At 60.4% G+C, this 12,684-nt stretch carries 6 protein-coding genes and 1 pseudogene; 6 read left to right on the top strand and 1 reads right to left on the bottom strand.

Annotation, left to right across the window (positions count from 1 at the left end; all coding sequences use genetic code 11):
• Positions 1–34: 34 nt before the first annotated feature.
• From XCSCFBP4642_RS0118995 to XCSCFBP4642_RS0118970, 5 genes are all read left to right on the top strand, one after another.
• Positions 35–3,454, top strand: a complete 3,420-nt coding sequence (locus XCSCFBP4642_RS0118995; protein ID WP_228325818.1) for a putative Ig domain-containing protein — start codon at positions 35–37, stop codon at positions 3,452–3,454.
• Between the two features lie 16 nt (positions 3,455–3,470).
• Complete coding sequence (locus XCSCFBP4642_RS25320) at positions 3,471–3,965, top strand: ArgP/LysG family DNA-binding transcriptional regulator (RefSeq protein ID WP_029221161.1); 495 nt, start codon at positions 3,471–3,473, stop codon at positions 3,963–3,965.
• Between the two features lie 431 nt (positions 3,966–4,396).
• Positions 4,397–4,609: a ParD-like family protein gene (locus XCSCFBP4642_RS0118980; protein WP_029221160.1), complete on the top strand. Its 213-nt coding sequence runs from the start codon at positions 4,397–4,399 to the stop codon at positions 4,607–4,609.
• Positions 4,606–5,382: a type I methionyl aminopeptidase gene (gene map / locus XCSCFBP4642_RS0118975; RefSeq protein ID WP_029221159.1), complete on the top strand. Its 777-nt coding sequence runs from the start codon at positions 4,606–4,608 to the stop codon at positions 5,380–5,382. The genes XCSCFBP4642_RS0118980 and map overlap by 4 nt, the downstream gene beginning before the upstream one ends.
• A 646-nt stretch (positions 5,383–6,028) precedes the next feature.
• On the top strand, positions 6,029–8,848 hold the full coding sequence (locus XCSCFBP4642_RS0118970; RefSeq protein WP_033898557.1) for an HrpF/NolX family T3SS translocon protein: 2,820 nt from the start codon (positions 6,029–6,031) through the stop codon (positions 8,846–8,848).
• An 880-nt stretch (positions 8,849–9,728) separates the two neighbouring features.
• Here XCSCFBP4642_RS0118970 and XCSCFBP4642_RS30885 read toward each other — a convergent pair.
• A pseudogene (locus XCSCFBP4642_RS30885) lies at positions 9,729–10,235 on the bottom strand (hypothetical protein); the annotation flags it as partial.
• Between the two features lie 1,607 nt (positions 10,236–11,842).
• Between XCSCFBP4642_RS30885 and XCSCFBP4642_RS0118955 the strand changes: the two are divergent.
• Positions 11,843–12,586, top strand: a complete 744-nt coding sequence (locus tag XCSCFBP4642_RS0118955; RefSeq protein WP_235048240.1) for a hypothetical protein — start codon at positions 11,843–11,845, stop codon at positions 12,584–12,586.
• Positions 12,587–12,684 lie beyond the last annotated feature (98 nt).

Genomic DNA, 12,684 nt, shown 5'->3' with positions numbered 1-12,684 from the left:
ACGGGCATGGAAGGACGGCTGATCGTAGATCCAAGTGCGTCATGAGCCGGATCGGCCAGTTCGCTGGCCGTTGCGACTACTTGATCAGCGTTGCCTTAATCTTGCCACCAGCAGTAATGAGGCCGACACGCTGTATGGCGAGGAGGGCGACGACACCATCCACGCGGCACTGTACGGCGCCGACATCTACGGTGGCCGCGGCAACGACGTGCTGTACGGCACGGTCGGATTCAACGGCGACGGCAGGACCTACGGCACGCGTGCAGGAAGCGACAACTTCTTTTATGAAGCCGGCGACGGTACCGACCGCATCATTTCCGTCAACGGAAGCCGCGATACCGATCGGGTGATCTTCGGTGAGGGCATCATCGCTGAAGAAGCGACCTGGACCCGTGAGGGGTTCGATCTGATCGTCCAGCTCGGCACCGCTGCCGACGATCGCTTGATCATCGAAGGTTATTGGCGCGAAGACTGGAACAATCCCAGCGAGCTGGTGCTGGTGCAGACCATCGACGAATTCGTGTTCGCCGACGGCACCATTCGCCGTGGCGACCTTGCGCAACTGCAGATCACCAACGATCCGCCAGTGGCTAACTGGTTCCAGTACGATGCCAGCCCTCGCACGGGCCAGGCTTTCAGCTTGGCGCTTCCTGCCGGCAGCTTCGTCGATGATGCAGACGACACGCTCACCTATGCGGTGGATGGGCCAGAATGGCTGCAGATCGATTCCGCCACCGGTACCATCAGCGGCACGCCGCCCTTGGGTTTGGAGTGGTTCGGCTTCAATCTGATCGCGACCGATCAACACGGCGCCTCAACCGCGATGTACCTGGAGTTACGCACTGTCGCGGTGATCGAGGGAACCGCGGGTGACGACAGTCTTGTCGGCACCTGGCAGCGTGAAGAACTGTTGGGGCTTGGCGGTAACGATCGCCTCGCCGGCAATGGCGGCGGCGATGTGCTGAGGGGTGGGGCCGGCGACGACACCTATGTCTTGGATAGTCAGGACATGACCACCATCGTCGAACTGGAGGGAGAAGGCGCCGATACCGTCGAAAGCAGCCTGTCTGTCTATACCGCAGACGAGAATATCGAGCGCGTTGTATTGGTCGAGGGCAGCAGTGCACAGGCAGCCTATGGACGCGACGGCCGTCAGACCCTGATTGGCAACAGCCAGAACAATACGCTGGATGGCGGCAGCGGTGCTGACGACATGCGTGGCGGCGCGGGCAACGATATCTATTATCTCGACGATGTCGGCGATACCGTGGTGGAGTTGTCAGCCCAGGGGACCGATACGGTCTACGCCGTGGTGTCTGCCACGCTCTCAGCCAACGTCGAGAACGGTTATCTGGATGGACAAGGGAACCTGTCGCTGATCGGCAACGCATCGGCCAATCGGCTCTACGGCAATAGCGGCCATAACGTGCTTGATGGTGGTCAGGGCAATGACATCATGGAAGGTTACGGCGGTGACGATACCTACTACGTCGATACCGATTCGGACCGAGTCACCGAGTCCGCCAATGCGGGCATCGATACCGTCGTGCGCTCCGCCGGTTCGCAGGTGCAGTTAGCCGGCAATGTCGAGAACCTGCGCGTGACCGGCAGCGGCCAAGCCACCGGCAATGCGCTGGACAACCTCATCGAAGGCAGCGAAGCGACCAATACCCTGCTTGGCCTTGCCGGTAACGACACGTTAAACGGACGCGGTGGTAACGATCAGCTGAGCGGTGGCGCCGGCAATGACCGGCTGATTGGCGGTGCCGGCGACGATACCTATGTTATCGATGGCAGCTCTGGCAGCGACGTCATCAACAACACCGGTGGCGGCAACGACACCTTGCTGGTGAATGGCGTGGCCAGCAGCCGGCTGTCGTTCAAGCGCGATGGCAACGACCTTCTGGTGCACATCGATGGCGCGACGATCGCAGCGGCGCGCGTCAGCGGCCACTTCCTGGGCGGTGATGCCGGCATGGATGTCGTGCAGGCCAGCAACGCACGTTATACCGCAACGCAGATCGCACAGCTGATCAACAGCAGCAGTCCCGACCGGACCATCAATGGCACCGCCTCCGGAGAGCAACTGACTGGCGGGACTGGTAAGGATCTGATCGACGGACTGGGCGGTAACGACACCTTGTTGGGCATGGGCGGCAACGATACGTTGCGAGGTGGCGCCGGCAACGACACCTTGTCCGGTGGCAGCGGCAATGGCACCGGCAGCGGTGACGACACGCTGGAGGGCGGCGCTGGCAACGACACACTGCGCGGGGAGGATGGCGATGACCTCATGCTGGGCGGCGCCAACGACGATACCTATGTATTCAGTAGTGGCCGCGATGTGATCGACAATACCGGAGGCGGTATCGACCGTCTGCAATTTCAGGATGGACAACCGGTCAGCAACCTACGATTCAGCCGCGATGGGGATGACCTGGTGATTGCGCTGGCCAGCGGCGCTAATAGCAGTGTGCGTGTGACCAAGCACTTCCTTGGCGGCGATTTCGCGTTGGATGTCCTGCAGCCCGGCAGCGGCACCCAGCTGGATACCGCAGCGATCAATGCCCGTGTGTCCAGCAGTGACGGCGAGGCCAATCCGGCCGACTATGCGCGCGTGCTGACCGGTACCGCCGCGAACGATCAGCTGAGCGGCAATGCAAGCAAGGAACTGCTTCGCGGCCTGGCCGGCAACGATACCCTGTTCGGCATGCTCGGCGACGACCGCGTCGAAGGCGGTGATGGCGATGATTTTCTGTGGGGTGGCAGCGGTTCCTTCGGCGGATCGGGCAACGACATGCTCTACGGTGGCGCGGGCAACGACACTCTCGTTGGCGAGGACGGCAACGACCTGTTGTTCGGTGGTACGGGTGACGATGTCTACACTTATCGTGAGGGCGATGGCGTGGACACCGTGAGTGTCGGTGGCGGCAGCGATTCCATTTTCATGGCTGGTATCGAGCGGACGCGTCTGAGCTTCCATCGCAACGGCGAAGACCTGATCGTGCGAGTGGACGGTGACGCCAATCAGCAGGTGAGCGTGCTCAAGCACTTCCTGGGCAGCGATAACGCTCTGTGGATGATCCAGCCCGAAGATGGTGGGCACGGCATTTCAGCGGCGGAGTTCGAAACATTGCTGACACCGATGCAAGCTGGCAATACCACGGCATCGGCCAGCCGCACCTCAGGCAGTGATCGTTTGATGGCTTCTGTGTCGACCGAGATGGTGGCCGTTGACCAGACTGAGGATTCGCTTGCCACCACTGCGTCCCGACGTCCGGTGCAGCGTGCGGTGTTGGCTGAGGTCAATCAGTTGGTCGATGCAATGGGTGTGTTTCAAACTGGCGCCGCGAATCTCGACGTCGGCCCGGCGCTTGATGTGGAGGCTGGCATTCTGGGCGGAGCAAGATCTTGGTTGGCGCAAAATGCCAGTAGTCGTTATCAGATCCAGTAAATTGGCTGGGTCGTCGATGGCGTTTGAGAGGCAACACGCGCATGCGTGCTGCCTCCAACACTTACGCCGAAGAAGTGATGCATGGTTTCTGGAAGCGCAGGCCCAGCAGGAGGCCCAGGAGCACGTCGCCACACGCCAGGCGATGGGGATGGATGTCTCAGGGGCGTCCGCTGCATCGCTGGCGGCCGCGCCGATGCTTGCCTTCAACTGCAAGGACGATCTGCAGGCACGGTACATGCGGCGGGTCACCCGAGTGAGGCTGTCGCCCCAAGTGCATTACCTGCCCACATCGGTGGGCTTTGTCAGTACAGCTGCGATGGGCATGGGCGGGTGTCTGGCGCCCGATACGCTGGCGGCAGCTGCGGTGGAGCGCGGCATGGTGGTGCTGATGGACCCGGCACGGCATGTGGATGTGCCGCTTTACTGGCAATATTCTGCGGTGAGATCCAGCACGCTGCAGCACATCACCCAGGCGATCAGAACGGCTTCTGCCGCAGCAATGCATGGATGATGCGGTGCTGCACTGCATGGAGCGGCGAACAACCCGACGGTGCAGCCGCCAGGCGATTGCGGCCGGTGCCCGGAATCAGCACGGACCACTCGTACAGGTCGGTTCTGAGCGCGCGCTGATCATCGCCAGCGTCGAGGGCGCGTGGCGCTGTGCCGGGCCAAGCAGGACATTGCCGATTTCGATCGGGTGGCGAGGCAACTGGCGCGGTGGCTGGAGCTGGCCCTGGGGCCTGCGCCGCCGCGTCGTGGCGATGCGGAGTAAGCAGGCCCGGTGCAGTGCGGCGATCTGCGTGGCCGGCAGTGCCGGGCATAGGCAGTGCCAGGCCGGGCGGCGGGATGGAGCGGCTCGCCATGCATACATGCTGGTGACGCGATCGCCGCAGGTGCTATATGATTCGTATATGAACTATATAGTCATTGCCTGGAGGTTCCATGGGTATCGTCAACATCGATGACAAGCTGCACGACCAGCTGCGGCGCGCCTGCACGGTGACCAGCCGGTCGATCAACGCGCAAGCCAATTTCTGGATCAAGGTCGGCATGTTGTGCGAGCTGCATCCGGAGTCGTCGTTTCAGGACCTCGTGGCGCAGGAGCTGCGCGCCGCCGGTGTCAGGGCGCCAGCCTTGAAACCGGGGCAGGCGTGATCAAGCGGCCGGAAGAGATCGCCTTGATGGCCACGTCCGGCCAGCTGCTGGCGCAGGTGTTCCATGCGCTGGATCAGTTGCCGTTGGAAGGCCACAGCACGCTGGAGCTCAACGATTTGGTCGAACGCATGATTGTCGATAGGCTCGATGCGCGGCCGGCGAGCAAGGGCCAGTACGGTTTCGAGTTCGTGCTCAATGCATCCATCGACGACGTGGTCTGCCATGGTGTGCCTTCGGCCGATGACGTGCTGTGCAGCGGGCAGATCGTCAATCTGGATATCACGCTGGAGAAGAACGGCTTTATCGCCGACTCCAGTACGACGTATCTGGTGGGCGAGGTGGCCTACCCGGCGCGGCGGCTTGTGCACACCGCATATCAAGCGATGTGGAAAGGTATCGCTGCGGTGCGGCCGGGTGCGCGCCTGGGCGATATCGGCTACGCCATTGCGCGGCATGTGCGTGACCATGGCTATAGCGTGGTCAAGGAGTATTGCGGGCACGGCATTGGGCGCGAGATGCATGAGGAACCGCAGATCCTGCACTACGGCCATGCAGGCACCGGCATGGCGCTGCAGGAAGGCATGACGTTCACCATCGAGCCGATGATCAATCAGGGCCGTGCGACGATCCGTGCGCAGGCGGATCAGTGGCCGGCCCATACCCGCGACGGCAAGTTGTCGGCGCAGTTCGAACACACGGTGGCAGTGACACGCGATGGCGTGCGCGTGCTGACGCTGCGTCCGGGCGAAACGCCGCTGTGCCGGCTGGGTTGACCCAGGACACTACAGGGTGGCCGGCAACTGTCAGTCGGTAGGTGCGCGCCTGAGCGCGTCAGGCCTGCGTGGAATGCGCGGGGTGATATTGGTCTGCAGGAGCATGTGCATCGCTGCTTCGACTGATGGAGTGGTGGCGTTGCGGCAGATGGGCCACCCTGAGCAATGCCACGAACTTCAGCGAGGCGCCTGGCCTGATGACGGATGCCGGACAAGCGCCCCGACCAGCACATGGATCACGGTCCAGTGACAGACCCCGGTGACGATCATCTCGCGTCGCCGCCGGATGCATCGAAATCTTAGCACTTTGGCCGTGCACGCGCCGCTAAAGTTGGCTGCCTGCGGAGCTGTTCCGTGACGATCACAACGCTCATCGCCGCATCGGCCTACGTTCATAACGCGCCCTGGTGTCATCAAAGGAACGATGACTACTATACGACCCTGCGTTTCCCAACGCTGACCTGTAGGGACCTTGCCTGCGCGCGCATCCTTGCGCTTTTTTCGCCAAAATAGTTCATCGGTGCGTGCGCCCCGTACCGGGAGTGGCGACAGTTGTGCAGCCGCATGAAACGTGCCGGTGTGACCGTATGGTCATCTACTCACATGCAGCTGCTCTGTCCTGCTTTGTTACCGCGAGGCCGCATACATGTCGCTCACTACACTCTCGACCGGGGGTAACACCGGTTCATTCCTGCCTGTAACGGATGACGCAGCGTCTGCGCAGACGCCTGGATCCGATTCGGGCATGGGCGATTCCGATCTGTTGCTGGCAATGGACAACCTGTTCCTGCAGCAGATTTACAACGCGATTGCCACCCTCTACAGCAACCTGCAAAACGATGGACCATGCGCTAGCGTTCCCGGGGGGGCAATGCCTTCGGCTGACGACCTGCAGGCCAGCCAGCCAATCGACAAACGCACATCCTGGCCGACGCCACAGATCCCGTTCGATGCCAAGGACATCAAGGGATCCAGGCTGCCGCCTGCAGTAGATGGGTCATCGGTGACCTGGGACGGCGGCACACTCACCGCATCGGAGCTTCAGATCGTTTCGACCCTCAATCAGCACAAGGACAAGATGCCGCTTGAGTTCGCAAAACTCGACGAGCGAATCAACGACCCGTCTACGCCTCCCGATCTGAAGAGCGCGCTGCAAGGCCTGCAGAAAGATCCGCGCCTGTTCTTTGCCATCGGCTCGCAGGGCGATGGCAAATGCGGCGGCAAGATCAAAGCCGAGGATTTGTGGGACTTTGCAGATCACCATCAACAGGTGGCAGATCTGGGCGGGAAGAATGCCGAGTTCAATCCGAAGAACATCAAGGGCGCGACACCGCCGCCTGCTGCAGAAGGTTCATCGGTGACCTGGGACGGGGGAACGCTCACGCCGTCCCAGCTTGAGATCGTCTCCACGCTTAATCAGCATCGGGACATGACACCAATCGAATTCTCCAAGCTCGACGAACGAATCAACGATCCAGCCACTCCACCCGACCTGAAGAAAGCCCTGCAGGGCTTGCAGAAGGATCCTGGCCTGTTCTTCGCCATGGCGGCGCAGGGACATGGCAAGCACCACCATGACGACCAGGGCAAGTGCAACGGAAAACTCATTGCCGCCAACCTCTACGATTTTTCCGACCGCCATTCGCAGGTGACGGCGCTGGGTGGGAAGAACGCGACCTACAATCCCGAGAAGATGAAGGGGCGCGACCTGCCGCCGCCGGTGGACGGCTCTTCGGTCACGTGGGATGGCGGGACGCTCACCCAGAATGAGCTGGAGATCGTCACCACGCTTGATCGCCATAAGGACAAGCTCCCGGTCGCGTGGGCTGACCTGGATGCGAAAATCAACGATCCGGCCACACCGCCGGACCTGAAGCAGGCACTGACGGAACTGCAGAAGGATCCGCGTCTGTTCTTTGCCATCGGATCGCAGGGCGATGGCAAGTGCGGCGGCAAGATCAAGGCCGGCGATCTCAGCAAGTTCTCGGCCGGCCATGCGCAGGTGGCGGAGTACGCCACCAGGCTAGCCAAGGGGTACACGCAGAACTATATGGCATCCGACAGCCCGGACAAGACCCAGCCGACGGTCATGACCGAAAGTGACGCGATGCGCGAGTTCTATCGTTACTCGGACTACCTGCCGAAAGATCTGAATCAGGACACGTTCAAGCAGCTGGTCGAGGGCGACAGCAAGACCGCGAAGTGCCCGCCTCAGCTCATCGCCGCTGCGCAGTACTTTCGTGAGCATCCCGACCAGTGGAAGGCGCTGGCAGGACATTCGGCGTCGATGAGTACTCCCGATTTCCTCGGAAAGGCCGCATCCGAGGTGCATCTCACCGCGCCGGAGCTGAAGACGCTGGATACCATCAACAGCCATCGCGACGCGTTCTTTGGCGACGGCAAGGAGGTGACCCGCGACAAGCTCCAGAGCATCGCCAAGAACGACAAGGCCGATCCGGACGTGCGCGATGCGGCCAGGCAGCTACTGGACGACCCGCTGCTGTTCGGCCTGCTGAACAACTCGATCACCGGCTACAAGAAGCCCCACAGTTTCTTCGGCGGTGGTCATGTCGTCGACTCCGGCAAGATCAGTCAGAAGGACTTCGAGCAGTTCCACGATCACATGAGTGCGGCCAACAAGACCGTGGAGAAATCACCCACGCATGCAGCCACATCGCCCGGCCAGAAGAAAGCGGCTGCCGACATGCTGATGGGCAAGGCCGACCAACCGGAGATCAAGAAGAAAAAGAAGGACGTCGGCACCCTCGGCAAGGGATTGCACGAGTTCCTCAAGTGGGACAGCAAGATCATGGACTGGGCTTCTGTTGGGCTGAGTGCGCTGAACGGCATCCCCTTGATCGGCGAGGTCGCCGATGCCGCAGCGTTGGCACTGGAGAGCGAAGCGCAGGCAGCACAGGTGATCGACACCGCACTACAAGGTGGCGATATGTCACTCGCTTGGAAACTGGCCGGCATCAACATGGCGGGAGCTGTGGTTGGCGCCGTCGGTGGGCCAACAGCCAGACTCGCAGCCAAGGGGGCTGCCAAGGGAGTCGCCGAAGGCGCCACCAAGGTGGCGAGCGAGAGTGCGACCAAGGGGGCTACCAAGAGCGCTACCGCTGGAACGACCCGGGGCACCACCGAGGGAGCAACCAAGGGTACAACCGGGAGGGTAACCAAAGGTGCAGCCAGGGGCGGGAAACCCAGTGATGCGGTAAAAGGCTATGTGATAGGGAGTTCCATCAGCAAATCTGTTGAAATGTTGAAGATTCCCGTGATGGCAGGCCTGCATTACGAAGAAGTGCGACTGGACAAGGAGAGGAAAAAGGGTGAAATCCGCCAGAATCTGGAAAGCGCTGGCGGAGTGCCGCTAGGCAAGATGAGCATCCCCAAGCCCATTGCAGACAACTTCGAGGCGGATATGAAGGGAAATCTCAGGGGTTCGCGTGGCGGCCGACGCAGGTAATAACGATTGTCTATGTCAGGCGTTCGCTATGAGAGGCACATCGGGCGTTCGCCATGATCGCCCGATGCATGGCGTGCCGATTAACTGATCTGCAAGCGCATGTGCTCGTGGTGCGATATGTGGCCGCAGCGAATTGTCCGACCAGGCATGATTTCCACTACGGAAGTGCCCGTGTGAGCCAGGGTGGCGCAGAGCAGGGTGTTACATTCGGCCCGGTTGCTACTTCACGTACCAGGCGGGCATAGCGTTGTCTGTCGACCGCGCACGGCGCGAGGGTGACCCGCGCGCGCATTGCGACGGTTGACGGTCTCCACCCTGCCACGTTCAACGCAAGGGGCCTTGCCGGCCGCGTTTGCGACCGGTAAGTCTCCCGGTGAAGTTCCCCACAGCGGGAGTACTCGCTGGCATTGCCGGAAATGGCGAGTGCGGCAATGACGGTACATCCAAACGTGGTGGGCCAGCTCGCTGGACGACGCTGTCAGCCTGGGTCACCCGAAAACCACCGTGCCCACCGTCAGCCGGGCGCTAGCAGTGCTCGGAATTTGCGTGTGCCATGGGCACACTAAGGTTTTTCCACGGCCTTCAAGCCTGCCCGATCTGCTACTCGCTATGCCTTGTTAGACGTTCTTATGTGCCATGCACGACGTTGTCAGGCGCGACCTGCGCGTTGCCATGACGTGATGGGTGAGCAGTGGCCACGCCTGTTGGATGCATTCGATACGCTGCATGACGGGAGCATCGCAGGGCAGGGAGGTTACGCGAGCGAGGACGCCGTCCGTTGTCGAGCACAAACTCGTGCATGCCAGAGCAGCGACATTGGAATGATCGAGCATCGCTGCTGGAATAGCGGTACGACGAAAATTATCCTGGCCTGGCCGAGGATACCCCTATAGGTGCCGTCTCCCGAGGTACAGTAATTTTTCAGCTTCACGCAAGCCACCCCTTGCGGATGCAGCGCGTCATTTGCCGCCAGCACCTTCGCTACGAAATCCTCGGAAGGAAACTGAAGCACATAGGGCAGCGCATCGCGCACGTTCTGGTTCGCCTATGCCTCCGTCATGCTGGCTCGCACATTGCGCCGAATCTTGTCCTTGATCGATGCGACAGATTCCTGGAACGGCGTGTCCTGCACCTGCTCAATCCGGTCGTCCGTAGCGTTGTAGCGTACGTTCCCCCCGAGCTGCGCGTCCAAGTCGTTGGCCTGCTTGTTGAAGACGGGCGTCAGCGACTCTTGCTTGCCTGTGGCGATATTGAACGGGATCCGTGCCTGCGATGCGTCTGAATTCACTGGATCCTGCGAACTTTTCGCTGTTGCCTGGAGTTTGGAGTTGGAAGCCGGAGCTACGCTTGCCAATGCCGGCACGGTCTCTTCCTGCCAGTCGTCAATTCTCCTTCGGCACGATCACAAGTTTTGCTTTGCTGTGGAGCTGCCTGCGGCGAGGGATCGCTCGGTTGCAGTTGTGCCGCCTGTTCCGCGTGTACCGCTGGCGCGGCCTGCGGGTAGGTGCGCAGTAGATCGAACGCTGCCGATGCGGTGCAGCGGCCGATTTGCAGTTGCTCCCAGGCACGCTGCAATCCTTCCGGTGGCGTTGCCTGCATCACTACAGCGCCCGGCCCTCGATATGCTTGTGCTTGATGGTGGCTGTGTAGCGCTACGGCACGTTTGGCGATGCGTGGCAGGGTGGCAGCATCGAAGACCACGCAGTTGCGATCCATGTCCTCGTCGATCCACTGCAATAGCTCGCTCGACAGCTACCTGCCAGTCCAATTCAGCCTGTGATGGAACACAATCCAGCGGTCGGGCTGCATGCAATGCACCCAGGTAGCTGACCAAGGCAGCAGGTTGGCGCGCCAACGCAGTGTCGGCAGTGCGGCGGCGGATGCGACCTCCAATCCTTCCAACAAGGCATGCAGCGGATTGGGAGCGCTCGCATGTGCGCTTGCCAGATGGGGCGAGGTGGCAGTGCGCATCGCTTCGCCGAACGCCTGCAGATGGGGGCTGTAAGCCGCAACCCCCAAAATTTTGTCAGCCCAAATCTAAACCCTCTTCTTGGGAGCGCGTGATGTGCTGCCTGCCCCGCTCAGAGAACTCCAATCGCGGAGCTTGTTGCTGCCTCCTTACGCTCGTGCCCCTCCATGTTCGCCTTCTCGAACTTTCGTTCGTGATTTTTCTGCGCAGGATCAATTGCTTATCGAATACTCGAAGATACGACGCTGGGTAAACAGTGCGGGTCTTGTGGAGGTTGAATTTGAGTGTCTGGAGGCTGTGTACCGAACGGAAGTCGGTCTTGAGTTCGAAACACAACAGGTTGTCACCATATGTCCAATAGAATTAAAAACGGAAGCAGCGACTCGTTCTTGAGTCAATCATCTTCTAGCGCGTCGCGCGCTCCCACAGAATCATCTTCCACGCATCCTTCGGTGTCCCACCGCAATAAGCAAGCAGTTTTCGAAGGGCTGAGTACGCGTCCGAGTCAGTTGACCGCGCGAACCGCCCAACGCCTGGGGCTGAATTCTCATCAAGGACACATCAATCAGTCTTCTTCCGCCGCGACTCAAACGAGCAGCCATTCGCGCATCATATCGGCCGCGACGAATCAGCCGCCAAGTTCCAAGACTACCGGCACGCGTGGAACGAATGCGCGTGTCCCCACCCCGTCATTCCCCAAACCAAGAAGCTCGCAACCGAGGTCATCGCCAGGATACGAAACACCCTTTGCAATGCGCGAACGGCAAGCTGAATCAACAAGTGCAATAGCTGGCAGCACGTCCTCCGCGCTGTCATCGGCTGGCCGGCAGCGCCGAAGCAACATAAGCCAGGTGTCTTCGTCATCGCTGCCTCCCCCGTCCCCTGTACACAGCGCACAAACCCACAGGCCGATTCACGCCCCGTCCGGTTGGGGATTTCTGAGTCGGATTCAGAGCGTGACTGGAGTATTGGACAATACTGCGGGCCAGCGCGGGAGACTGCTGAGCGATGGCCCCCGCGAATGGATGGCAGAACCGATGGTGCGCTGTTCGGATGGACGCATCCGACGTTATCCCCCTTCGAAAGGAACAAGCAGTCACTATGTTGACCAAGTGGCGCAGGGCTTGATCTATGACATTCCTTCAGACCGGGTCACCCACCGTTTTGGCAGCATCGAGCCTTCTGCGGACCGCAAGCACGCCTCTTTCGTTGCGGATGGATATTCCATTAGCCCCATCCAGATCGGCCAATTTAAGGCCTACCCGCTGCCAGGCGGTCGATTTATGGTGCCGCAGCTAGGTTTCAAGGACTGCACCCACGCCTGCGAACTCATGATGCTATTGGATCACGGCGCCGTATCGATCGATGACAAGTATAAAGCGAGCCGCCTTGGATTTCGTCGGGAAATGTTGGAAATTATGGAGTCATTACAGTCGCGAACCGGCAGAACCTCCCAAATAGTCACGCACAGGATTAATTACAAGAGCGGGTTGTTGGGGCCGCATGAAAGCAGGAAGACGGCGTGGCGCGACCTGAGCAGCAAGATCGACGAGATGGGGCCTTGCATTCTCAGCAAGGGAGGCCATGTGGTTATGCTAGATAAAGTACGGGAAGAAAAAGGAAATTTCTACCTGACGATTCGGGAGCCTTTTCACGGCACCAGTCTGGAGTTCCGGGACACGTCCGAATTCTTTCGGGACCACCTTGGCAAAAAGGAGAACGTCACGGTCGAAGCGGTCTTCCTTGGCGCCTCACAGAACCGGAGCTAAGGATGGTCTGATCAACGCAGCCGGAAAACGAAACACGCCACATCCGCCGCGCTGAGGGCGCTCAAACCCCCGGTTTTTTGCCGTTTTCGGCACGTTTT

Origin of the sequence: Xanthomonas cassavae CFBP 4642 (assembly GCF_000454545.1) — a bacterium.
Lineage (GTDB): Bacteria > Pseudomonadota > Gammaproteobacteria > Xanthomonadales > Xanthomonadaceae > Xanthomonas > Xanthomonas cassavae.
This window is presented reverse-complemented; position numbering and strand designations above follow the sequence as displayed.

What these genes read in the sequence shown, in the direction of transcription:
- XCSCFBP4642_RS25320 (WP_029221161.1), top strand. Translation starts at nt 3,471, where the DNA reads ATGGCGTTTGAGAGGCAACACGCGCATGCGTGCTGCCTCCAACACTTA.
- XCSCFBP4642_RS0118980 (WP_029221160.1), top strand. Translation starts at nt 4,397, where the DNA reads ATGGGTATCGTCAACATCGATGACAAGCTGCACGACCAGCTGCGGCGC.
- XCSCFBP4642_RS0118970 (WP_033898557.1), top strand. Translation starts at nt 6,029, where the DNA reads ATGTCGCTCACTACACTCTCGACCGGGGGTAACACCGGTTCATTCCTG.
- XCSCFBP4642_RS0118955 (WP_235048240.1), top strand. Translation starts at nt 11,843, where the DNA reads ATGGCAGAACCGATGGTGCGCTGTTCGGATGGACGCATCCGACGTTAT.